Here is a 23,034-nt window from a genome sequence, read left to right as displayed (position 1 = left end):
TTTTACCTGGAGCCGACTGGCGCCGGGGTGGGCGCCGCTTTCGTGGCGACAGGGACGGCCGCCGGGAGGTGAAGCCGCTTCAGCAGCAGGGCGTTCACGGCGACGATGACACTGGAACCAGACATCGACAGGGCCGCGATTTCGGGGCTGAGGCGGATGCCGAAGCCGGGGAAGAACACGCCGGCGGCGATGGGCAGCGCAATCACGTTGTAGCCGATCGCCCAGCCGAGGTTCTGACGCATCTTGCGTACTGTGCCCTTACCGATCCGGAGGGCGACGGGCACATCGAGCGGGTCGGACCTCATCAAGACGACGTCGGCCGTGTCGATCGCGACATCCGTGCCGGCGCCGATGGCGATGCCGAGGTCGGCCTGCGCCAGTGCGGGTGCATCGTTGACTCCGTCGCCGACCATGGCGACCCGTTTGCCGGCCGCCTGGAGTTCCTTGATTTTAGCCGACTTGTCTTCCGGCAAGACCTCGGCGATGACGGTGTCGATCTTGAGCTGGGACGCGATGCGGGCGGCGGTTGCTTCGTTGTCGCCGGTGAGCATGACGACCTGGATGCCGGCCTCATGCATGGCGGCGACGGCGGCGGCCGCTGTCTCACGAACGGCGTCGGCAAGGGCGATGACCCCGACCGCTTTACCGTCGACGGCCACGAGCACGGCGGTGCGTCCGCTGGCGGCTAGAGCCTCCCTTTGGTCGGCGATGGGGGCAATGTCGATGTCCTGGGCGGCCATGAGTTTGCGGTTTCCAACGAAGACCTGGTGTCCCGATACGGTCGCGCCGGCGCCGTGGCCGGGAACGTTGCGGAACGCGGAGGCGTCCAGAGTGGGTGCGCCCTGGCTGACGGCGTGAGTGACGACGGCTGCCGCCAGGGGGTGCTCGGATTCACGCTCGACGGCGGCGACCAGGGCCAGCAGCTCGCTATCGTCGAACCCGATCGCGACGAAGTCGGTGACTTCCGGCTTTCCCTGGGTCAGGGTGCCGGTCTTGTCCATCACGACGGTATCGATGCGGGCGGCCGATTCCAGTGCGGTGGCGGTTTTGAACAGGATGCCTCGTTTGGCGCCGAGCCCGGTTCCGACCATGATGGCGGTCGGAGTGGCGAGCCCGAGGGCATCGGGGCAGGTGATCACGACGACGGTGATGGCGAAAAGAATCGCGGTCGACAGGCTGGCTCCCGTCAGCAGCCACGCGGCGAGGGTGACGCTGCCGCCGATCAGGGCGACAAGGACGAGCCAGAATGCGGCGCGGTCGGCCAGGCGCTGGCCGGGTGCCTTGGAGTTCTGGGCGTCCTGGACGAGGGCGACGATTCGGGCCAGAGCAGTGTCTGCGCCGACCGCGGTCGCGCGGACCCGGAGGGTTCCGGTGGTGTTCACGGTCGCGCCGATGACGGGGGAGCCGATGGCCTTGGCAACGGGAAGGCTTTCCCCGGTCACCATCGATTCGTCGATGTCGGACTCGCCGTCCTCGACCGTACCGTCGGTGGGGATCTTGGATCCCGGCCGCACCATGAGCAGATCCCCGGGGACGACCTCGCTCGTGGGTACTTCGACTGGTTCGCCGTCACGGATGACGAGGGCCATCGACGGGGCGAGTTCCAGCAGAGTGCGGACAGCGTCGTTCGCTCCGCCTCTGGCACGCATTTCGACCCAGTGCCCCAGCAGGACGAAGCTGGCGAGGACGGTGGCCGCCTCGTAGAATACGTCGCCACCACCGGTGAGGGTGACCACCAGACTGTAGAGCCAGCCGGCGCCGACGCCGACAGCCACCAGGACCATCATGTCCAGGGTGCGAGCTCGCAGGGCACGGACAGCGCCGTCGAAGAAGATCCACGCGGAGTAGAAGATGACCGGCAGGGACAGGATCAACGCGAAGACGTCATCCCGGAGTCCGAACGGGGACGGCGCGGTGAAGCCGAACGCTTCGCGTCCGATCGGCGACCACAGCGTGATCGGCACCGACAGGATCGCGGCCACAATGAATCGGTTGCGCATGTCTCGGATCATGCCGTCCATTGACATGCCGCCATGGCCGCCGTGGCCCATCGTTTCCTGCATTGTTCGTTCGGGCGTCGCGTCCTTCGCGCTGCCCATCTTCGAGTGGTCCATCTCCATCTTGGCGGGGTCCTCCTTCGTGGAGTGGCCCATGTCCATCTTCGAGTGGTCCATCGTTCCCATCCCTTGCATCTTGCCTGTCTTGCCCGACTGTTCCGAGGCGGCGTGACCGCCGGCCGCGGATGTGGATTTCTCGCTCATGCGAAACTTTCCCTTCAGAAATCGAACTTTGCCGTGAGGCAACGCTGTGCGACAAAATCAATTGTATACCCCAGGGGGGTATCATTTGCAACCGCAGGGGGGCGTGAATTGTTCCCGGGGGTATCGGTCAGGCTCTGGCGTGGCCCACCCCGATGGACCTGTCGGGCTGTAGTCAGCGGGGAACGGTTGTCGATCGGCGCCGGAAAGAGCCGAGAAGGCACAGCGCCAGACCCGAGAGGCCGAGGCCGGACACGAGCCATTCGATGCCGCGGCCGACCCGCATGGCCGGGGTGACGGTGTCGCTCAGCGGTACCGTCTGCACCATTGCGCCCGGTTCCCAGGTGGGGAGGCTGTCGAGGGTCTTACCATCGGGCGTGATGATCGCGCTCGAGCCGACGGTCGAGATATTGACGACCGTGCGACCGGCCTCGATGGCGCGGAGTCGGGCGATGGCGAGCTGCTGCACGCTTTCGTCGGTGCGTCCGAAGTCGGCATTGTTCGTCTGGGCAAGAATTATCTGTGCCTTGCCGTCGATCATTTCCCGGACGAGTTGGTCGTCGGCGATGTCGAAGCAGATCGCTATCCCGGCAAGGATGCCATTAATGTCAAAGACGTTGCCGCGTGTGCCGATCTCGTAGTCACGCCAGACGAGGTCGACGAGTTCCGGTGCGAAAGGGCGCCAGAAAGACCGGTCCGGCATGTATTCGGCGAAGGGCACCGGGTGCACCTTGTCGTAGAGGGCGACGGCGCCCTGGCCTGACTTCCACAGTAGGGAGGAGTTGTAGAACTTGCCGTCGCGTTCCATGATTGTGCCGGTGACAAGAGGTGCGTTCATTTCTCGACTGATGTGGTCGCTGACGTTGGCGGCATCCGCGGACCGGGTTGGGTCGATGTCGCTGCTGTTTTCGGGCCAGACCACGAAATCGACCTTCTCGCCGACGAGCGGCAGGGTCGCGGAGGCGTGGTCGGACAAGATCTGGCCGGGCGCAAAGCGTGCGAAGAGACCGGCATCTGAGGCGCCCTGAACGGCCGCGAGCCGAGTGGTGCCCGTCTGAATGGTGGGCCAGGCCGGGATCGCCAGCAACAGTGCGATTGCACCGATGGCGATGCCCGTGCGGAGGAGGCGCCCGAGCCGGTACTCCCGGAGCAACTGCACGATGAGGGCACTAAGCCAGACCAGGATGAAGCTCAGACCGGACATGCCGACCCAGGCGATGAGGGGGCCGAAGGGGCTTTCCGACTGGGAAAGGGCCACCCGCCCCCATGCGAATCCGCCGTAGGGCCAGACCGCCGCGAGGGCTTCTCGTGCCGTCCAGAGCCCGGCCACGACAACCGGGACAACTCCGAGACGCCCAGGCGCGCTGGGCCAGATCCGTGGTCCTGCCCGCAACACGAGAGCGATCAGTGCGAGGCCAGCCCCGAAGAAGATGGCCTGCAGGACGGCCAGGGCCAGCCAGGGAACCGGTCCGAGGTAGAGGGTGAGCCAGCTGATGTGAATCAGCCAGAAAGACAGGCCGGCGACCATGCCGACCAGCAGCCCCGACCACGGGCCACGACCAAGCAGCGCCAGGAGCATGAGGATCACCCCGATAGGGGCGAGAATCCACCAGCCGCGGTCCGGGAAGCCGGCGTCGAGAATCGCGCCGGCACCCGCCGCGAGCAGCACGGCGGCCCACGTCGGCAGGGCGGTGGCCCCCGCCGCATTGACGGACCCGTCGTCTGCTCGTCGGTGCACATCCCGTCCGGCCGGGAGCCCCGTCTGGGGCCGCATGGGCCGTGCTTCGAGATCAATCAGGGCTTTGTTGATGTTCCCTATCCCTTCGGGCCGGCACGTTGCATCCGTCCACTTCTGTGAGCGGTCAGTGCCTGGTGGAAAACACCGTCACAGGACGTGCCGCTCGTCACTACATTCACTCAAGTTTTCCTGTGCATCGTCCCAAGTCGATGTCCCTGTCGAACCTCAGCTCATACGGTGAGTAGTGGTTACAACAAACCTGAAATGGAGGCGCTCATGCGCTCACGAATCTTGATTTCTTCTCTCGCGGCCACCGGACTGCTCGTGCTCGGCTCGGTCGCCCCAGCCTATGCGGCCCAAAGTTCGGTCGAGGACGAGGGCTCGACGGTCGTCGCGGAAACGCAGGAAATGCAGGACCACGCCGGGATCCCCGGTATGGCAAAGATGCACGAGCAGATGAAGAACGACATGACGGACATGGCCGACATGACTGACATGGCCGACATGACTGACATGACTGACATGACGAAGATGGGCCCGATGATGAAGGCCCACCATGCCAACTCCAGGGCCACTGACAAGCAGCGTTCATAAGACGAGTCTTCCTGGGTCGCCCGAAGGTCGCGGCCTGCTCACCGACGCCTTGCTGTCGCCCGGCCGGGGTCAGGCGGTGGGCGCCGGGACCTCGAAATACAGGTGCGCGTGCGCGCGGCATCCGTCATTGAACGCCGCCAGGCAGTGCGGGCACCGGGTGACCCGCCGGTACTCGGTGATGCTCAGCAAAACCCGGCAGGCACCGCAGAGGATGGCCGGCTCCGACCACTCCGCGGCGGGCCACTGCCGGGCCGGGTGGTTCTCCCCGGCCGTGTGGCACTGGAAGCAGGGGTAGAACCGGCCACAGCAGGCGAACTTGATCGCGACGATGTCCGCCGGCGTGCGGTAATGCACGCAGCGGGTCTCCTCGTCGACGGTCTGACCGAACACCTGCACGAGGCGCTACTTCGCGGCGGTGACCTGCGCGGTGACGAAGTCAGAGAAGGTGGTCGGGTTGTCGAGGGCGCCGGTGTAGGTGACGCCGTCGACGAGCACGGTGGGCGTGCCCTTGATCTTCTCGATGTCGGCGCCCGGGAGCGGGCCGGCGAGGGCGCGCTTGGTGGCGGTGCTCACCCAGCTCGTGAAGGAACCATCGGTGATGCAGGATGCCACCTCCTTGTTCGTGACGCCGGCGGACGTGACGAGGTTGACCAGGTCGTCGTCGGTGAGCCCGGTCGTGTTCTCCTTGGGCTGGGCCGAGAAGAGGGCCGTGTTCACGGCGAGGAAGTCGTCGGGCTGGTAGTTCGCCACGCAGACGGCGGCGTTGGCGGCGCGGGTCGGGTACTTGCTGCCCGCGGAGGCGGAATCGAGGATCGAGATCGGGTGGAACTCGAGCGTGGCGTTGCCGGCCTTGACCCAGGTCGCGATCTGCTCGCCGTTGGTGGTCTCGAACTGGCCGCAGTAGGGGCACAGGTAGTCGGCGTAGATCTCGATGTTCGCCGTGTCGGTGAGGGCGGTGCGGTCGGTTGCGACCGGCTTGGCGTCGGCCGGGAGGGCCTTCGTCGGGGTCGCCGAGACCGCCGTTCCGTTACCGGTGAGCAGGATGCCGTCACTGGCCATGTTTGCCGGGCCGGGCGCGGCCGGTCCGACACTGTTCACGATGACCAGGGCGACGATCGCCGCAACGGCGAGCAGTCCGACTCCGATCCCACCGCGCAGGGCGAGGCGCTTGCGCTTGGAGCGCTTCTGCTGCTCCTCGCGCATCAGCCGGGCGCTTTCGCGCGCCTGCTCGCGGCGGTCCTTTTTCGGGGGGACTGACTTGCCATAGGCGTTGCTGTTCATCTGGCTGTGCACCGTTTCGTCTGGTCTGACTCTTCGATTCAAGGTTACGGGGTGCGCTTAGCCGGGAGGAACGGCCCGGCTGTGAGGGGGCTGTGAGGCGCGCCGGCCGGCCGGGCCGCCGGAGCGACTCAGAACCAGGTGCTCAGGTGAGGCGGGACCGCGGTGTGGAAGGCGGTATCCAGGCGGGCGGCGGCATCCGTGCTGCCTTCGACGAGCCGACCGGCCCTGGCCAGGGTGACCGCGCTGGTGCCGCCGAGGTAGAGGCTGGCCAGGTCCGCCACGGACAGTGACACCCGCACCTCGGATGCCTCCGGTCGGGTCGCCGGCCGGGCTTCGCCCCGGCCGTGCTCGTCCACGGTGAGCCGGAATTCGCCGTCGGCGAAGCCGAGTTCGTCACTCACCGTGAGGTGAAAGCTGCCGGGTGCGGAGTAGACGCGTCGGCCGAGCACGACGGGAAGGTCGAGGATGCGCAGCCAGAGGTGGTCACGCTCGTCGATCTTGCGCAGGGCGCGCGGGTCTCCGAGCTGCCAGCGCACGGGCTCGGCCACGCTGCGCAGCGGGGCGGAGATCTCGCTGACCAGGTCCATCTCGAGCAGGAAACGCCAGAGCGCCGCGTAGGCGTCGTCTGTCGCCGCGACCAGGTCGGCGAGTTCCAGCCGGGCGGGGTAGGCGTTCGGCCCGAGCATGATCCGGTAGAGGGCGAAGCCCTGAGCGGTGCCTCCGGCATCGTCGAAGCGCACCGCGCGGAGGGTGTGCTCCGGCGCGCCGGGTGCCGGCGGCATCAGATCGAGGGCGTTCTGCCACCAGCTGTCCCGGCGGTCGACCTCCCCGGCCGCGCCGGCGCGTGCCCTCGCCCGGGCGAAGACGGGCGGGCCGTCCGTGAGGAGGGTCTGGGGGGCAACCAGGTGCAGGCGCCCTTGTGGGGCCGGCCGGGCCCAGCGGGCACGGGCGGTGTCGATGGTGTAACCGGCCTGGTTCACGGCGGGGCCGAAGCCGTAGCGGGCGTAGATGGTGGCCTCGGACACCGTGAGCATGGCCAGCGGCAGGCCGAGCCGGTGCGCGGTGCGCAGCTCGGCGGTGAGCAGGCCGCGGGCGATGCCCCGGCGCCGGTGGGTGGGCGCCACGGTGACCGAACTGATCGCCCACGCCGGGAGGCTGCCGCCGGGAACGGTGAGATCCATCGGCCAGCAGCGCACCGTCGCCACCGGGGTGGCAGGGTCGGCGGCCGCGGGGTCGAGCACGGCGGTGATCCGGTCGCCGGCCACCGCGAGGGTCTGGGCGGCGAGTAGCTTCTCGCCGGGCTCTGAGTCGTGGAAACCGCGGGCATCCGCCTGCAGCCACCGCGTCACCGCGGCCGCGTCGGACTGGTCGACGAGGCAAAGCTCGAGGTCCTCGGCGGCCAGGGAGGCGTGGGATTCGGGGTCGATGGGCAGGTCGGCGTAGTCGGTCACGGGCTCACCCTAGCCGGGATGAGGCAGTGCAGCCGGGGCCTGTGCCCGGACGACACCGGCCGCTCAGGCGGTGACCCGGTGCGTGGCGTACTGGCTGCGGATCACCGGGTGGAAGTCGGGCGCGGGCTGGGCGGCGAGGGACAGCGGCCAGGTCGGCCGGCGCCCGGTGAGGGTCCAGGCCGCCTGGACGGCGGCGCCGTCCGCGACATACTCGCCTGGGGAGGGCACGACGACCGGGTTGTCGAAGAGCTGAGCGGCGATCGTGCGCAGCGCCGGGTTCTGGGCGGCGCCCCCGATCAGGAGGATGCGGCCGACGTTCACTCCCTGGGTTCGCACGGCGTCGAGGCCATCGGCGAGGCCGCAGAGGAGCCCCTCGATCGCGGCCCGGGCGAGGTTCTGTCGGGTCGTGGACGCCAGGGTCAGGCCGAACAGGGTCGCGGTCGCATCCGGGAGGTTCGGGGTGCGCTCGCCCTCGAAGTACGGCTGCAGCACGAGTCCGTCGGCGCCCGGCTCGGCCTCGAGGGCGAGCCGCCCGAGTTCGTCGTGGTCGACGCCGAGCAGCCCGCGCACGGTGTCGAGCACCCGTGCCGCATTCAGGGTCGCGACGAGCGGCAGGTAGAGCCCGCTCGCGTCGGCGAAACCGGCGACGGTGCCGCTGGCGTCCGAGGCCGGCTGGTCGGTCACGGCGAAGACCGTGCCGCTGGTGCCGATCGAGACGATCACGTCGCCGTCGCCCGCGCCGAGCCCGAGCGCTGCGCCCGCGTTGTCGCCCGCACCGACGCCGACGACGATCCCGGCTGGGATCTCGGCGCTGCCCCGAGCGGTGGTGCCGGAGGTCTCGGCTGCCGGCGTTGCTGCGGCGGGCGCCGCGGGGAGGGCGACGGTGGTGCCGGAGGTTTCGCCGGGGCCGAGCACGCGGGGGAGGACCGCGGCGTGGCCGAGTGCCCGTTCGAAGAGTTCGAGGTCGTAGTCGCCGGTGAGCGGGGACCAGTAGCCGGTTCCACTCGCGTCGGAGCGGTCGGTGGTCAGGGCCGCCAGATCGGGGCCGAGGGGGCTTTGGCCGGCCGGGCCGTAGCCGAGCAGCCGCCAGGTCAGCCAGTCGTGGGGGAGCGCGACGGCGGCGACGCGCGCCGCGTTGGCGGGTTCGGCATCTCGCAGCCAGCGCAGTTTGGTGGCGGTGAAAGAGGCGACGGGCACGACGCCGGTGCGCCGCGCGTATTCGGCGGCGCCCACCTCGGAGACGAGGTCGGCGGCTGCGGGGGCGCTGCGGGTGTCGTTCCAGAGCAGGGCCGGGCGAATGACCTTGCCGTCGGCATCGAGCACGACCATGCCGTGCTGCTGGGCCGCGATCGAGATGGCGGAGACATCCGCGAGTCCGCCGGCATCGGCCACGGCGGTGTGCAGGGCCTCCCACCACAGCTCCGGGTTGACCTCGGTGCCGTCCGGATGCGTCGCCCGCCCGCTACGGACGAGGGCGCCGGTGTCGGCATCCCGGATAACGACCTTGCAACTCTGGGTCGACGAGTCGACTCCGGCAACCAATGTCATGGCCAAATTCTCCGCTCAAGGGGTGGTGTCGTGGTGGTTCTCTGTGCATAACTCCTGCAATTTCTGCCGGAACCGGCCGGTCGCCCCGGATTTCCGGGGGCGGCTCCGTGTGTCCGGCGAATTTGCAGGAGTTATGCGCGGGGAGGTGGGGATATGAAGAGGCGCGTCGGATGCCGGTTAGCGGGCGCCGAGCAGGTGCTCGAGGGCCAGCTGCTGCAGCCGCACGAAGCCGAAGCCCTTGCCGCCGAAGTAGGCGTCCGTGTTGAAGTCCTCGTAGGAGGCGCGGTCGGCGAGCAGGTCGTCGTAGCTCTCGCCGGCGGCGAGGGTCGGCATGGCGAGCTCGGGCACCATCGACGCGGAGAGCATCTGCTGCACCTCGGGGTCGGCGCGGAAGGCCTTGGCGCGCTCCTTGAGCAGCAGGTAGGTCTGGATGTTGGCGGCGGCCGAATCCCAGACGCCCGTGATGTCCTCGGTGCGGCTCGGCTTGTAGTCGAAGTGGCGGGGGCCGTCGTAGGCCTGACCGCCGTTCGGGCCACCGTTTTCCAGCAGGTCGACGAGGGCGAACGCGTTGTGCAGGTCGCCGTGACCGAAGACCAGGTCCTGGTCGTACTTGATGCCGCGCTGGCCGTTCAGGTCGATGTGGAACAGCTTGCCCTGGTAGAGCGCCTGGGCGATGCCGGCGGCGAAGTTGAGCCCGGCCATCTGCTCGTGGCCGACCTCGGGGTTGACGCCGACGAGTTCGGGGCGCTCCAGGGTGGTGATGAACGCCATGGCGTGGCCGACGGTCGGCAGCAGGATGTCGCCGCGCGGTTCGTTGGGCTTGGGCTCGATCGCGAAACGGATGTCGTAGCCCTTGTCGGTGACGTAGTCGCCGAGCAGGTTGACGGCCTCGCGGTAGCGCTCGAGGGCCGAACGGATGTCCTTGGCCGAGTCGTACTCGGCGCCCTCGCGGCCGCCCCACATCACGAACGTCTTCGCGCCGAGCTCGGCGGCGAGGTCGATGTTGCGCAGCACCTTGCGGAGCGCGAAGCGGCGCACGTTGCGGTCGTTCGAGGTGAAGCCGCCGTCCTTGAAGACCGGTGCGCTGAACAGGTTGGTGGTGATCATCGGAATGATCAGGCCGGTGTCGGCACAGGCCTGCTTGACCCGGTCGATCTGCGACTGGCGGGCGGCCTCGGTGGAGCCGAAGGCGAACAGGTCGTCGTCGTGGAAGGTGAGGCCGTAGGCACCCAGCTTGGCCAGGTTCTCGACGGCGTCAACGACGTCGAGCGGCGGACGGGTCGGCCCTCCGAACGGGTCGGCGCCGTTGTAACCGATGGTCCAAAGGCCAAAGGAGAACTTGTCTTCGCGAGTGGGCGTGATTGCCATGGTGATCCTTGTCTGTCAGCGACTTTGATGATTTGTTGTAGCTAAGAACATATTAGGGCAGATTCCGCACGAGCGCGACCGCGGCGGCAAGCCCGGGAGGAAAAAGGGCTGGGCGGCGTCACGGCATCGGGGTTGTTCTGACGGCGGTTCTTGCTATATGTTGTGCGAGTCAACATAAACGGGTCGGCCGGATGTCGACCCAGCGTTACGAGGAAGTGATCTGTAGTTCTGCCTCCTCGTGCGATCACAGCATTCAGAGCAGAAAGCAGATCATGACGTCAACCAAGAGGCTGTCAACCATCCTTGCCACGGGAGTAGCCGTCGCGCTCACCCTCACGGCGTGCGCGGGCACCAGCACAACCACCGACTCAGCAGGCAGCTCGGGCAAGGCCATCGCCGACTGTAACGTCGGCATCTCGATGCCCACCCGCAGTCTCGAACGTTGGATCAACGACGGCGAGGGCCTGAAGACCCAGCTCGAGGGCGCCGGCTGCACGGTCGACCTTCAGTACGCCGACAACAAGACCGACCAGCAGATCAGCCAGATTCAGAACCAGGTCGCCGGCGGCGCCAAGATTCTCGTCGTGGCATCGATCGACGGCAAGGTCCTCTCTCCCGTGCTCGCCGAGGCCAAGAAACAGGATGCGACCGTCATCGCCTACGACCGGTTGATCAACGGCACCGAGGACGTGGACTACTACGCGACCTTCGACAACTACAAGGTCGGACAGCTCCAGGGCCAGTTCATCGAGAGCCAGCTCGGCCTGGCCGACGGAAAGGGCCCGTTCAACCTCGAGCCCTTCGCCGGCAGCCCCGACGACAACAACGCCAAGTTCTTCTTCTCCGGCGCCTGGGACGTGCTGCTGCCCTACGTCGAGAGCGGCCAGCTCGTCGTTCCCAGCGGCAAGGCCCCCAAGTCCAACGACGACTGGACCACGATCGGCATCCAGGGCTGGGCTTCGGACAAGTCACAGGCCGAGATGGACAACCGTCTGTCCTCGTTCTACCGGGACGGCTCGAAGGTCAACGTCGTGCTCTCGCCCAATGACAGTCTCGCCGTCGGTATCGAGGCATCGCTCAAGTCAGCCGGCTACACGCCCGGCGCCGACTACCCGCTGATCACCGGGCAGGACGCCGACAAGGCCAACGTCAAGGCGATCCTCGACGGTGCACAGTCGATGACGGTCTGGAAGGACACCCGCACCCTCGGCGAGCAGGTCTTCACGATGATCAAGTCCATCGCGGCCGGCGAAAAGGTTGAGGTCAACGACACCAAGACCTACGACAACGGCAAGAAGGTCGTCCCGTCGTTCCTGCTGGCCCCTGAGGTCGTCACCAAGGACGACGTGCAGACCAAGCTCATCGACTCCGGGTTCATCAAGGCCTCGGACGTCGGCCTCTAGGTCGACTCCTGGGGTGGGGGGGGCGCGCGCCCCCCCCACCCCCACGGCACAGACAACCCAGACGAACACGCTGACAGGAGCGCCAGTCATGAATGGTCCGATTCTTCGGATGCAGGGCATCGAGAAGAACTTCAGCGGGGTGAAAGCCCTCGACGGCGTCTCGATCGAAGTCGAGCGCGGCAAGGTCCACGGCATTTGCGGCGAGAACGGCGCCGGCAAGTCCACCCTGATGAAGGTGCTCAGCGGCGTCTACCCGCACGGCAGCTACGAGGGCAGGATCGAATTCGAGGGGGAGGAGACGACATTCCGGTCAATCAATGACAGCGAGGATGTCGGCATCGTCATCATCCACCAGGAACTCGCCCTGAGCCCGTACCTCTCTATTGCGGAGAACATCTTCCTCGGCAACGAGAACTCCAACCGGGGCGTGATCGACTGGAACAAGACCAATCTCGAGGCCTCCAGCCTGCTCGCGCGGGTGGGGCTCGACGAGAGCCCCGCGACGAAGGTGCTCGAACTCGGCGTCGGCAAGCAACAACTCGTCGAGATCGCCAAGGCCCTGTCCAAACGGGTCAAGCTGCTCATCCTCGACGAACCGACCGCCGCTCTCAACGACGAAGACTCCGACCATCTGCTCGACCTGATCGAGCACCTGCGCGGGCAGGGCATCACCTGCATCATCATTTCCCACAAGCTCAAGGAGATCCGCCGGATCGCCGACACCGTCACGGTCATCCGCGACGGCAAGACGATCGAGACGATCGACATGCACGGCCCGGATGCCACCCAGGCCCGGATCATTCGCTCCATGGTCGGTCGCGACCTGAACAGCATGTTCCCGCCGCGTGACCCGAAGATCGGCGCCGAGATCCTCCGGGTCGAGGACTGGACCGTCTATCACCCCGTCGACACATCCCGCAAGGTCGTCGACAACGCATCCTTCACCGTGCGCGCCGGCGAGGTGGTCGGCTTCGCCGGCCTGATGGGCGCCGGGCGAACCGAGCTGGCGATGAGCATCTTCGGCCGCTCCTACGGCACGAACATTTCCGGCCGGGTCTACAAGAACGGCGAGGAGATCTCGGTGCGCACGGTCGAGGCGGCGATCAAGAACGGGATCGCGTATGCGACGGAAGACCGCAAGAAGTACGGTCTCAACCTGATCGGCGACATCACCGTGAACGTCTCGGCCGCCGCGCTGGCCACCCTCGCGAAGTACGGGGTGATCGACCGGCACCGCGAGTACAAGGTCGCCGAGAGCTACCGCACCCGGATGAACATCAAGGCGCCGAGCGTGTCGGCGATCACCGGGAAACTCTCCGGCGGCAACCAGCAGAAGGTCGTGCTGTCGAAGTGGATCTTCGCCGGCCCCGACATCCTCTTCCTCGACGAGCCGACCCGAGGCATCGACGTCGGTGCCAAGTACGAGATCTACGGCATCATCAACGAACTCGCCGCGGCCGGGAAGGCAGTCGTCGTCATCTCCTCGGAGCTGCCTGAGCTGCTCGGCATCTCCGACCGCATCTACGCGATCTCCGACGGCCGGATCACCGGCGAGGTCGCCGGCGCGGACGCCACCCAGGAATCCCTCATGCACTACATGACTGCGGGAAAGGACTAAACCGCCATGACCACCACCACTCCAGCCACGCGCAAGCCGCGGCTGGCCATCAATTTCCGCCAGTACGGCATCCTCGCCGCCCTGGTCGTCATCATCGTCCTCTTCCAGATCCTCACTAATGGACGGCTGCTGCTGCCCGGCAACGTCAACAACCTGATCCAACAGAACGCCTACGTGCTGATCCTCGCGGTCGGAATGGTGGTCGTGATCATCGCCGGCCACATCGACCTGTCGGTCGGTTCGGTGGTCGCCATGGTCGGCGCCGTCTCGGCGATCGCGACCAACGTCTGGGGCTTCCCCTGGTGGGCGTCGGTGCTGCTGGCACTGCTCGTCGGGGCGCTGGTCGGCGCGTGGCAGGGCTTCTGGGTCGCCTTCGTCGGCATTCCCGCCTTCATCGTGACGCTGGCCGGCATGCTGATCTTCCGCGGGCTCACCCTCGTTCTGCTCACGGGCGGAACCATCAGCGGGCTGCCCGACGAATTCACCGCGATCGGGGCCGGCTGGTTGCCCGGCTTCCTCGGCGAGCTCGGCGGTCGTGACGTGCTCACCCTCGGCCTCGGTCTCCTCACCAGCGTCGCGCTCGTGGTGCAGCAGCTCCGCAGCCGGGCCACCCTGCGTCGCCTGGAGCTTCCGCGCGAGACGCTCACCCAGCTCTGGCTGAAGAACGGCATCGCGGTCGTCGCGATCATGTGGCTGGCCTGGTTGCTCTCCGGCTACAGCGGCACCCCGATCATCCTGATCATCCTCGCCGTGCTCATCCTGCTCTACACGTTCATGCTCAACCAGACCGTGTTCGGTCGCCACGTCTACGCCATCGGCGGCAACCTGTTCGCCGCCATGATGAGCGGCGTGAAGACGAAGTGGGTCAACTTCTACGTCTTCGTGAACATGGGCGTGCTCGCCGGCCTCGCCGGCGTCGTGAGCACGGCCCGTGCCGGTGGCGCCGTGGCCTCGGCCGGCCAGAACTACGAACTGGATGCCATCGCGGCCGTCTTCATCGGTGGCGCCGCGGTGCAGGGCGGCATCGGCACCGTCGTCGGGGCCATCGTCGGTGGTCTGGTGATGGGCGTGCTCAACATGGGACTGTCGATCCTTTCGGTCGACGCCGCCTGGCAGATGACGATCAAGGGACTCGTGCTGCTGCTCGCCGTCGCCTTCGACATCTTCAACAAGCGCCGCAGCGGCGGGCGCTGACCGGCATGAATCACCTGGAGAAGCCGACCCCGGATCCGGACCGCACCGAATACGCCAAGATGGTGGCGGGGGACTGGTACCGGTACCGTTTCGGCCCGGAACTCGCCGTCCTCACCACCGACACCCAGCGCACCTGCCGCCAGATCACCGCCCTCTTCGACGAGGACAGGGACGGTGCCCAGGCGCTCTTCGTCGGCATGCTCGGCACGGCCGAGCAAGGGGTCGACTTCCGGCCGCCGCTCTACCTGGACTACGGCTCGCGCCTGCACGTCGGGGCCGGCACCTTCATCAACGCCGATCTCCTCACGATCGGCGGCGGCGAGATCACGATCGGCAGCAACGTGCTGATCGGACCCAGCGCGCGGCTCTACACCCCGATCCACGCCCTTGACATCGACGATCGCCGCGCGGGCTACGAACGGGTGCTGCCGATCCAGATCGGCGACGACGTCTGGCTCGGCGGCAGCGTGGTTGTCTGCCCCGGGGTCACGATCGGTGCCGGCAGCGTGATCGGTGCCGGTTCCGTCGTCACCAGGGATGTGCCGCCCGGGGTCATCGCCGTGGGCAACCCCGCACGAGTCGTTCGCGTCCTCGCCGAGGGCGAGCCCGCCCCTGAGTTGCGGGCATAACACCCTCGACGTGAAGTTGACGGTGTTGTCTCCGGAACTCACCGAGCTCGACTCCGGGATGGGCTCGGTTTGGCGCCACCATCGTGACCTTTACGATTGTGGAAGACGGCGACGGTGTCACCGTGCACAGTGACTCGGCCGCGGCATTCCGCGTTCGGCGCGCGGGAGGCGACACCACAGAATCCGCCCACCGAAAGGCAACACTCTCATGACCGTTACCCGCCAGGGCAACTCCGACTACCGCGACTCCGGACTCGAATTCCCGGAGGGCTTCATCTTCGGCTCGGCCACCGCCGCGTACCAGATCGAGGGGGCCTTCGACGAAGACGGCCGGGGCCCGTCGATCTGGGACACCTTCAGCCATACGCCGGGCAAAGTCTCGGACGGCGACACCGGAGACAAGGCGAGCGACCACTACCACCACCTCGAAGAAGACCTCGATCTGATGGAGTCCCTCGGCCTGCACGCGTACCGGTTCTCGATCGCCTGGTCCCGGATCCAGCCGACCGGCCGCGGCCCGGCCAACGAGAAGGGCCTCGCGTTCTACCGGCGCCTGGTCGACGGGCTGCTGGCCCGCGGCATCCGCCCCATCGCGACGCTCTACCACTGGGACCTGCCGCAGGCCCTGGAGGACGAGGGCGGCTGGGCCAACCGGGACACCGCGTACGCGTTCGCCGACTACGCGCGCATCATGGGCGAGGCGCTCGGGGACCGGATCGACACCTGGACCACCCTCAACGAGCCCTGGTGCTCGGCCTACCTCGGCTATGCATCCGGCGCGCACGCACCCGGACGCACCGAGGGTGCGGCTGCGCTCGCCGCGGTGCACCACCTCAACCTCGCGCACGGCCTCGCGATCACCGAGCTCAAGAAGGTCGTCACCAACGACCCCGACTTCTCGATCACGCTCAACCTGCACGTGATCCGCGGCGAGGGAGAGACCGGCCCGGAGGCGGTGCGGCAGATCGACGGCATCGGCAACCGGGTCTTCCTCGGACCGCTCCTGACCGGCGAATACCCGGCGGATGTGCTCGCCGACACCGCGGGCATCACCGACTGGGCTTTCGTGCTGCCCGGCGACACCGAGATCATCCACCAGCCGCTCGACGTGCTCGGCGTCAACTACTACTCCACGACGCTCGTGCGCCTCTGGGACGGCAGCTCGCCGCGCCAGCACTCCGACGGGCAGATGGATGTCGGCGCCTCGCCCTGGCCGGGCGCAGACCGGGTCGAGTTCCTCGCCCAGCCGGGCCCGTACACCGAGATGGGCTGGAACATCGAACCGGCAGGCCTCGAAGAGTTGCTGGTCAAGCTGCACACCGAGTACCCCGACCAGCCGTTGATGATCACCGAGAACGGTGCCGCCTTCGCCGATGTCGTCGTGCAGGAGGCGTCCGGTCCCGCCGTGCACGACGTGGAGCGGACGGACTACCTGCGTCGTCACTTCACGGCCGCCCACCGGGCGATGGCCCGCGGGGCGGACCTGCGCGGCTACCAGGTCTGGTCGTTCATGGACAACTTCGAGTGGGCCTACGGCTACTCCAAGAGGTTCGGCATCGTCTACATCGACTACGACACCGAGGCGCGCATCCCCAAGGACAGCGCGCTCTGGTACCGACGACTCGTGTCGACCGGAATCATCCCGGAGGACTAGCGCCGGGGCGCTAACCTGAGGGCTCACAAGTGGAATGGAAATCGCCGTGCAGGGGAACAACCATGACGATGTGCGTCGGCACAACCTGTCGACGATTCTCCGCATCGTCCACCGCAACGGACCGACCTCGCGCGCGCAGCTGACCCGGCTGACCGGGTTGAACCGTTCCACGATCTCGGCGCTGGTCGGTGAGCTCGGCCAACTCGGCCTCGCCGGCGAACGCGACCCGGATTCCACGAACCAGGTCGGCCGGCCGAGCCCCATAGTCTTCTGTGCCGAGGAGGTCGTCGCGCTGGCCGTGAACCCGGAGATCGACGCCGTCACCATCGGAATCGTCGGCCTCGATGGCACGGTGCACCGCCGCATCCGGCACCCGACCGACCACTCGCCCAGTGCGAGTGAGGCCGTGAACATCGCCACGAGCGTCATCGAGGGGATGCGCGGCGACCTGGAATCCCGGTTCCGGGTCGTCGCGATCGGCGTCGCCGTTCCCGGCCTCGTGCGCGCCCACGACGGGCTTGTGCGCCTCGCCCCGCACCTCGGCTGGACCGATGAGCCGTTCAAGGAGATGCTCGCGGACGCGACCGGGTTCCCGGTCTTCGCCGACAACGACGCCAGCCTCGGCGCCCTCGCCGAACAGTACTTCGGGGCCGGCCGGGGCATCACCGATCTGATCTACCTCAACGGCGGTGCGAGCGGCATCGGCGGCGGCATGATCGTCGGCGGCAATCCGGTCGGCGGCATCGCCGGCTACGCGGGCGAGTTCGGCCACATTCGGGTGAGCGGCGGCTCCCGCACCGATTCGGCCGGGATCCAGGGCACCCTCGAGGCCGAGGTGACCCGGGAGGAGCTGCTCGCGGTGCTTGGGCTGGAAAGCGCGGATCCCGACGAACTCGAACAGGCCTTGCTCGCCTCCGGCTCGCCCCAGGTGCGGGAGGAGGTCTGCCGGCAGCTGGACTTCCTCGCGGTGGCCCTGGCCGGTGCGATCAACATCCTCAACCCGCAACTGGTCGTGCTCGGAGGGTTCCTCGCGGCGCTGCTCGCCGTCGACCCCGACCGGCTGCGCGCCGCCGTGGAGTCGATGACCCTCGGGTCCTCGTTCGGAAGCGTGCGGATCAGCGCGGCCGAACTGGGCTCCAACCTGCTCCTGATCGGCGCGGCCGAGCTCGCCTTCGAGGAACTGCTCGACCACCCGAACGGCGTCGCGCTCGTCTGACACCCGCCGTCCGGTCCCGTCGCGCCTCGGCACGGCTCGCTGCGCGATCCGGCCGTTTCGCGCAATCTTCGGTGCAGGTCCCCCGCGCGGGGAATAGGAACGGCCGCGCGGGGCTTATCCCCCAGAGTGGCGCCGCTGCCTGGAGCGACGCTTGTGCCCACAGGCCGGCTCCAGCGGTCTCCGCCCACTTCCCTTGCACATTTGAACCGTCCGCACCCAGATCGAGGAATTCCCCCACGTGACTACCGCCGTCATCCCCGTGATCACCCAGGCCCAGCTTCGGTCGACCGGACCGCACCCCGGGGATGCGCTCACCAGGCGCCAGCGTCTCGTCTACGTGCTCGTGCTCGGCGCCCTGACCGCGCTCGGCCCGTTCACCGTCGACCTGTACCTGCCGGCGTTCCCGGTTCTGCAGAACGAGCTCGGCGTCTCGGTCGCGGCCATCCAACTCACCCTGACCGGCACGATGATCGGCTTCGGTTTCGGCCAACTCATCGTCGGCCCGTGGAGCGACAAGGTCGGTCGCCGACTCCCGCTCATGCTCGCAACGGGTTTCCACATTCTGGCGAGCGTCGGTGCGGCCCTCTCCCAGGACATCGTCTGGCTGGGCGTCTTCCGCCTCTTGCAGGGCTTCGGCGCGGCGGCCGGCGCCGTCGTCGCCCTGGCCATGGTGCGCGACCTGTTCGGCGGCAAGCCGCTGGTGCGGATGCTGTCCCGCCTCGCCCTGATCAGCGGCCTCGCGCCCGTGCTCGCCCCGGTCATCGGTTCCCAGCTGTTGCTCGTGATGAACTGGCGCGGGATCTTCTGGGTGCTCGCCGCCTACGGAACCGTGGTCATCCTCGCCGTCGCCTTCCTGATCGTCGAAACCCTGCCCGCGACCGAACGCCACAGCGCCGGCCACAACACCCTCGCCCAGCGCTACCGGGCCGTGCTCAGCGACCGCATCTTCATTGGGGTCGCCATCATCGGGGCGATGACATTCACCGGGCTGTTCTCCTACCTCTCGGCGTCATCGTTCCTTTTCCAGGAGGTCTACGGCTTCAGCGCGCAGCAGTACGGCATTCTCTTCGCCGTCAACTCCCTCGGCATCGTGATGGGGGTGCAGCTGAGCTCGCGGCTGATGCACCGGTTCAACGTCGGCCCGCAGTGGATCCTGTCCGTGTCCACGGTGGTCCTGGCGATCACGGCGGCGGCGATCGTTCTGCTCGATCTTGCCGGCGCCGGACTCTGGGGCACTCTCGTGCCGCTGTGGTTCTTCATCGCCGCCTTCGGGTTCACCATGCCGAGCGTGCAGGTGATCGCCCTGAGCGCGCACGGTCACGAGGCGGGCACCGCAGCGTCTCTCCTCGGCGCAGGGAACTTCGGAGTCGCCGGCCTGATCTCGCCGATCGTCGGCGTGCTCGGCGTCGGCAACGCGATCCCGATGGGCGCGTTGATGGGCACCACCGCCCTCGTCTCGATCGTCGTGCTCTGGACCGTCGTGCGTCCGCGCTCCGTACCCGCGCTGGGGCACTGAGCCGCGGGCCACGCTGAACCGCGCCGCACCATAACCGCGCCGCACCATAATATTGACGGATGACCCGCGAGAGATCTCCTGAAGCGGCCGCGACCCCGGCATCGCGTCGCATCGCCCGGCGCTGGCCGCTCATCAGCGCCCTGGCCGCTGTCGCCCTGTCGTTCGGACTCGGCGCGCTCATCGTCTCCCGCGACAACAACAAGCCGTTGCGGATCGACACCGCCTGGATGGACGAGATCATCGAACACCGGGCACCCGTCTGGGAGTACCTGTCCCTCGCGATGAACTTCATCGGCGCGGGCATCGCCGGGATCATCGTCATCCCCCTGCTCGTCCTGGTCACGTTCCTCCTGCTCCGACGATTCTGGGCGGCCGGCTATTTCCTCGCCGCGACGATCGTCAGCAGCGGCCTGGTCCAGGTGTTGAAGAACCTGTTCGGGCGGGCCAGGCCGGAGGACATGCTGGTGACCAGCGACTTCGGCTCCTTCCCGTCCGGGCATGTGGCCAACGCGGCCACCATGGCAGTCGTCCTGGCCATCCTCTTCCCCCGGGTCTGGGTGTGGCTCGCCGGTGCGCTCTACACCGGGGTGATGATGGTCAGCCGCACCTACCTGGGTGTGCACTGGCTGTCCGATACCATCGGCGGGCTGCTGCTGGGTGTGGGGGTGGCCGTGCTGCTCTGGGCGCCGGTCGCCGCGAAGCTCGACGGTGAACGGCAACTCGCGGCGCAGCATCCGTCACCGCGTCGACTGCGAAGAAACGCCGAAACCGACTCCTGAAACACGCCAAAGCGTCGTTTCCGCCCCTGTTCTCCGCCGAATGCGAGGGAATGCGGGGCAGACACGAGTGGATGCCGCGCGGTAGCGTCATGCCATGAGAATTCTCCTTGTTGGGGCGGGCGGCGTCGGCGACGCGTTCGTGAAGATCATCGCCCGGCGCACATTCTTCGAACACGTCATCGTCTGCGACTATGACGTCGCCAGGGCGGAACGCACCGTCGCATCCGTCGCGGCGGGGCAGGGGCCGGAGGTCGCGAGCCGATTCACGGCGGCGCAGATCGATGCCGGCGACCCGGACCGGGTCGCGGCCGTCGCCCGGGCACACGGTGCCACTCACGTGATGAACGCGGTCGAGCCCAGGTTCGTGCCGACCATTTTCGCCGGGGCCCTCGCCGCCGGCTGCGACTACCTGGACATGGCGATGACCCTGTCCGAGCCGCACCCGACCAACCCGTACGCGGAGACCGGCGTCATGCTCGGCGACGACCAATTCGCGCAGGCCGGCGACTGGGAGACCGCCGGCCGCCTGGCCCTCGTGGGGATGGGCGTCGAGCCGGGACTGTCCGACGTGTTCGCGCGCTACGCCTCCGACCACCTGTTCAGCGAGATCGACGAGCTCGGCACCCGCGACGGCGCGAACCTGGTCGTGCACGACGAGGCAGGCAACGAGATCTTCGCGCCCTCCTTCAACATCTGGACCACGATCGAGGAGTGCCTGAACCCGCCGGTGATCTTCGAGAAGGAGCGCGGCTGGTTCACCACCGAACCGTTCAGCGAGCCGGAGATTTTCGATTTCCCCGGCGGCATCGGCCCGGTCGAGTGCGTCAACGTGGAGCACGAGGAGGTGCTGCTGATGCCGCGCTGGCTCGACGCGAAGCGGGTCACCTTCAAGTACGGCCTGGGCGAGGAGTTCATCGGAGTGCTGGGGACCCTGCACCGGCTCGGCCTCGACGACGTCGAACCGGTGAGCGTGCGGAGTGTGGATGGCCCGGTGCTGGTCGCCCCGCGCGACGTCGTCGCCGCAGCCCTGCCTGACCCGGCCACGATCGGCCCGCGGATGACCGGCAGGACCTGCGCCGGGGTGTGGGTCACGGGCACCGGACTCGACGGCAAACCGCGCGAGGTCTACCTCTATCACCTGAGCGACAACGAGTGGACGATGCGTGAGTACGACGCCCAGTGTGTCGTCTGGCAGACCGCCCTGGGCCCGGTGATCGCGCTCGAACTGCTGGCCGCCGGCACCTGGTCGGGCATCGGCGTGCTCGGTCCGGAGGCGATGGACGCCAAGCCTTTCCTCGACCTGATGAGCGCTCCGATCGAGGAGGGTGGCTACGGGCAGGCGTGGGGGATGGAAGACCGGCTGGCCGCGCGCGCATGATCAACGGGGAGGTCTCGTTCTGGTGGAACCAGATCGGCCGGGCCGAGACCCGGCCGTCGTTGCCCGGCCCGGTGACGGCCGATGTGTGCATCGTCGGAGCCGGGTACACCGGACTCTGGACGGCCTACTACCTGAAGAAGGCCGCGCCGGCGCTGCGGATCGTCATCATCGAGCAGCGCTTCGCCGGCTACGGCGCCTCGGGGCGCAACGGTGGCTGGCTGACCAACTCGGTCACCGGCGGCCGCGAGCAGTATGTCGCGAGCCACGGTCGCGAGGCAGCCGCCCGGTTCCAGACGAGCATGAACGAGACGGTCGACGAGGTGATCCGGGTCGCCGCGGCCGAGGGCATCGACGCCGACATCGTCAAGGGTGGAGAGTTCACCGTGGCCTACGACGGGCCGCAACAGCAGCGGCTCGAGGCGACCGCGCGGGCCGAACAGCGCTGGGAGATGACGGATGTCGAACTCCTCTCCCCGGCGGCGGCGCGCGCCCGCATCGACGTGGCCGGCACCACCGGCGCGATGTGGCATCCGCACTGTGCCCGGATCCACCCGGCCCGGCTCGTCGCCGGGCTCGCCGCGGTGGTCGAGGCACTCGGCGTGGAAATCTACGAGAACACCCGGGTGAGCGAGATCACGCCGCGCCGGGCGGAGACCGAGCACGGGGCGGTGACCGCGGAATTCGTGGTGCGCGCCACGGAGGGCTTCACCGCGGGGCTGAAGGGTCTGCACCGGGCCTGGCTGCCGATGAACTCCTCGCTGATCGCGACCGCGCCGCTCGGCGCCGAGGTGTGGGAGAGCATCGGCTGGGACGGCCTCGAGACCCTCGGGGACATGGCGCACGCGTACATGTACGCGCAGCGAACGGCCGACGACCGGATCGCGATCGGAGGCCGGGGCGTGCCCTACCGCTACGGCTCGCAAACCGATTCGGACGGGCACACCCCGGCGAGCACGGTCGAGGCGCTGCGCGGCATCCTGACCCGGTTCTTCCCGGCGACCGCCGGAGTGGCGATCGACCACGCCTGGTCCGGCGTACTCGGTGTGCCGCGCGACTGGGCGGCGACCGTCGGGCTCGACCCGGTCACCGGTCTGGCCTGGGCCGGCGGCTACGTGGGCACCGGGGTGGCCACGACGAACCTGGCCGGGCGCACCCTGACGGATCTGATCCTCGATCGGGACACCGCGCTGACCGGGCTGCCGTGGGTGAACCACCGGGTGCGCAACTGGGAGCCGGAGCCGCTCCGCTGGCTCGCCGTGCACGCGCTCTACCGGGCCTACTCGTTCGCCGACCACGCCGAGTTGACCCGGCGGCGGACCACCTCCCCGCTGGCCAGCCTCGCCGACGTGGTCTCGGGCCGAGGCCACTAGTCCGTCGGGGTTACGCATAACTCCTGCAAATTCTGCCGA

At 67.9% G+C, this 23,034-nt stretch carries 18 protein-coding genes; 11 read left to right on the top strand and 7 right to left on the bottom strand.

Annotation, left to right across the window (positions count from 1 at the left end):
- Positions 1–2: 2 nt before the first annotated feature.
- Complete coding sequence (locus QMG61_RS09255) at positions 3–2,261, bottom strand: copper-translocating P-type ATPase (protein WP_283494054.1); 2,259 nt, start codon at positions 2,259–2,261, stop codon at positions 3–5.
- 172 nt (positions 2,262–2,433) lie between these two features.
- A complete protein-coding gene (gene lnt, locus QMG61_RS09250) occupies positions 2,434–4,032 on the bottom strand; it encodes an apolipoprotein N-acyltransferase (RefSeq protein ID WP_283494053.1) in 1,599 nt (532 codons plus the stop codon).
- Positions 4,033–4,233: 201 nt separating this feature from the next.
- On the opposite strand from lnt, the gene QMG61_RS09245 reads away from it, so the two are divergent.
- Positions 4,234–4,590 (top strand): hypothetical protein, encoded by a 357-nt coding sequence (locus QMG61_RS09245; protein ID WP_283494052.1) that lies wholly within the window; start codon positions 4,234–4,236, stop codon positions 4,588–4,590.
- Between the two features lie 69 nt (positions 4,591–4,659).
- Here QMG61_RS09245 and QMG61_RS09240 read toward each other — a convergent pair whose 3' ends face one another.
- The 5 genes from QMG61_RS09240 to xylA all read right to left on the bottom strand — a co-directional run bounded on the left by QMG61_RS09240 (position 4,660) and on the right by xylA (position 10,238).
- Positions 4,660–4,986, bottom strand: coding sequence for a CHY zinc finger protein (locus QMG61_RS09240; protein ID WP_349358221.1), 327 nt, complete (start codon positions 4,984–4,986; stop codon positions 4,660–4,662).
- A gap of 6 nt (positions 4,987–4,992) precedes the next feature.
- Positions 4,993–5,871, bottom strand: a complete 879-nt coding sequence (locus QMG61_RS09235) for a DsbA family protein (protein WP_283494051.1) — start codon at positions 5,869–5,871, stop codon at positions 4,993–4,995.
- A gap of 128 nt (positions 5,872–5,999) precedes the next feature.
- Positions 6,000–7,322, bottom strand: a complete 1,323-nt coding sequence (locus QMG61_RS09230; protein ID WP_283494050.1) for a GNAT family N-acetyltransferase — start codon at positions 7,320–7,322, stop codon at positions 6,000–6,002.
- A 63-nt stretch (positions 7,323–7,385) separates the two neighbouring features.
- A complete protein-coding gene (xylB, locus tag QMG61_RS09225) occupies positions 7,386–8,870 on the bottom strand; it encodes a xylulokinase (protein ID WP_283494049.1) in 1,485 nt (494 codons plus the stop codon).
- A gap of 177 nt (positions 8,871–9,047) precedes the next feature.
- Complete coding sequence (xylA, locus tag QMG61_RS09220) at positions 9,048–10,238, bottom strand: xylose isomerase (protein ID WP_283494048.1); 1,191 nt, start codon at positions 10,236–10,238, stop codon at positions 9,048–9,050.
- Between the two features lie 272 nt (positions 10,239–10,510).
- Here xylA and chvE point away from each other — a divergent pair, with 272 nt between their 5' ends.
- The 10 genes from chvE to QMG61_RS09170 all read left to right on the top strand — a co-directional run bounded on the left by chvE (position 10,511) and on the right by QMG61_RS09170 (position 22,995).
- Positions 10,511–11,641 carry a multiple monosaccharide ABC transporter substrate-binding protein gene (gene chvE, locus QMG61_RS09215; RefSeq protein WP_283494047.1) on the top strand — a complete coding sequence of 377 codons (1,131 nt, stop codon included), beginning with the start codon at positions 10,511–10,513 and terminating at the stop codon, positions 11,639–11,641.
- Between the two features lie 88 nt (positions 11,642–11,729).
- Positions 11,730–13,259 carry a multiple monosaccharide ABC transporter ATP-binding protein gene (gene mmsA / locus QMG61_RS09210; RefSeq protein WP_283494046.1) on the top strand — a complete coding sequence of 510 codons (1,530 nt, stop codon included), beginning with the start codon at positions 11,730–11,732 and terminating at the stop codon, positions 13,257–13,259.
- Positions 13,260–13,265: 6 nt separating this feature from the next.
- Positions 13,266–14,453, top strand: a complete 1,188-nt coding sequence (mmsB, locus tag QMG61_RS09205; protein ID WP_283494045.1) for a multiple monosaccharide ABC transporter permease — start codon at positions 13,266–13,268, stop codon at positions 14,451–14,453.
- A 5-nt stretch (positions 14,454–14,458) separates the two neighbouring features.
- On the top strand, positions 14,459–15,082 hold the full coding sequence (locus tag QMG61_RS09200; RefSeq protein ID WP_283494044.1) for a sugar O-acetyltransferase: 624 nt from the start codon (positions 14,459–14,461) through the stop codon (positions 15,080–15,082).
- Positions 15,083–15,290: 208 nt separating this feature from the next.
- The gene (locus QMG61_RS09195) at positions 15,291–16,736 is read left to right on the top strand and encodes a GH1 family beta-glucosidase (protein WP_283494043.1); all 1,446 of its coding nucleotides are present in this window, start codon (positions 15,291–15,293) and stop codon (positions 16,734–16,736) included.
- A 46-nt stretch (positions 16,737–16,782) separates the two neighbouring features.
- Positions 16,783–17,952 (top strand): ROK family protein, encoded by a 1,170-nt coding sequence (locus QMG61_RS09190; RefSeq protein WP_283494042.1) that lies wholly within the window; start codon positions 16,783–16,785, stop codon positions 17,950–17,952.
- A 238-nt stretch (positions 17,953–18,190) separates the two neighbouring features.
- Complete coding sequence (locus QMG61_RS09185; RefSeq protein ID WP_283494041.1) at positions 18,191–19,468, top strand: multidrug effflux MFS transporter; 1,278 nt, start codon at positions 18,191–18,193, stop codon at positions 19,466–19,468.
- 59 nt (positions 19,469–19,527) lie between these two features.
- The gene (locus QMG61_RS09180) at positions 19,528–20,247 is read left to right on the top strand and encodes a phosphatase PAP2 family protein (RefSeq protein WP_283494040.1); all 720 of its coding nucleotides are present in this window, start codon (positions 19,528–19,530) and stop codon (positions 20,245–20,247) included.
- A gap of 94 nt (positions 20,248–20,341) precedes the next feature.
- Complete coding sequence (locus QMG61_RS09175) at positions 20,342–21,625, top strand: saccharopine dehydrogenase family protein (RefSeq protein ID WP_283494039.1); 1,284 nt, start codon at positions 20,342–20,344, stop codon at positions 21,623–21,625.
- On the top strand, positions 21,622–22,995 hold the full coding sequence (locus tag QMG61_RS09170) for an NAD(P)/FAD-dependent oxidoreductase (RefSeq protein WP_283494038.1): 1,374 nt from the start codon (positions 21,622–21,624) through the stop codon (positions 22,993–22,995). The genes QMG61_RS09175 and QMG61_RS09170 overlap by 4 nt, the downstream gene beginning before the upstream one ends.
- The last annotated feature ends 39 nt before the right edge of the window (positions 22,996–23,034 follow it).

It is taken from the genome of Cryobacterium sp. PH31-AA6, from assembly GCF_030063195.1.
Classification (GTDB): Bacteria; Actinomycetota; Actinomycetes; order Actinomycetales; family Microbacteriaceae; genus Cryobacterium.
The sequence above is the reverse complement of the archived record's forward strand: the minus strand, read 5'-3'. Positions and strand labels throughout refer to the sequence as shown.

What these genes read in the sequence shown, in the direction of transcription:
- QMG61_RS09255 (WP_283494054.1), bottom strand. Translation starts at nt 2,261, where the DNA reads ATGAGCGAGAAATCCACATCCGCGGCCGGCGGTCACGCCGCCTCGGAA.
- lnt (WP_283494053.1), bottom strand. Translation starts at nt 4,032, where the DNA reads ATGCGGCCCCAGACGGGGCTCCCGGCCGGACGGGATGTGCACCGACGA.
- QMG61_RS09235 (WP_283494051.1), bottom strand. Translation starts at nt 5,871, where the DNA reads ATGAACAGCAACGCCTATGGCAAGTCAGTCCCCCCGAAAAAGGACCGC.
- xylB (WP_283494049.1), bottom strand. Translation starts at nt 8,870, where the DNA reads ATGACATTGGTTGCCGGAGTCGACTCGTCGACCCAGAGTTGCAAGGTC.
- xylA (WP_283494048.1), bottom strand. Translation starts at nt 10,238, where the DNA reads ATGGCAATCACGCCCACTCGCGAAGACAAGTTCTCCTTTGGCCTTTGG.
- chvE (WP_283494047.1), top strand. Translation starts at nt 10,511, where the DNA reads ATGACGTCAACCAAGAGGCTGTCAACCATCCTTGCCACGGGAGTAGCC.
- mmsA (WP_283494046.1), top strand. Translation starts at nt 11,730, where the DNA reads ATGAATGGTCCGATTCTTCGGATGCAGGGCATCGAGAAGAACTTCAGC.
- mmsB (WP_283494045.1), top strand. Translation starts at nt 13,266, where the DNA reads ATGACCACCACCACTCCAGCCACGCGCAAGCCGCGGCTGGCCATCAAT.
- QMG61_RS09200 (WP_283494044.1), top strand. Translation starts at nt 14,459, where the DNA reads ATGAATCACCTGGAGAAGCCGACCCCGGATCCGGACCGCACCGAATAC.
- QMG61_RS09195 (WP_283494043.1), top strand. Translation starts at nt 15,291, where the DNA reads ATGACCGTTACCCGCCAGGGCAACTCCGACTACCGCGACTCCGGACTC.
- QMG61_RS09180 (WP_283494040.1), top strand. Translation starts at nt 19,528, where the DNA reads ATGACCCGCGAGAGATCTCCTGAAGCGGCCGCGACCCCGGCATCGCGT.
- QMG61_RS09175 (WP_283494039.1), top strand. Translation starts at nt 20,342, where the DNA reads ATGAGAATTCTCCTTGTTGGGGCGGGCGGCGTCGGCGACGCGTTCGTG.
- QMG61_RS09170 (WP_283494038.1), top strand. Translation starts at nt 21,622, where the DNA reads ATGATCAACGGGGAGGTCTCGTTCTGGTGGAACCAGATCGGCCGGGCC.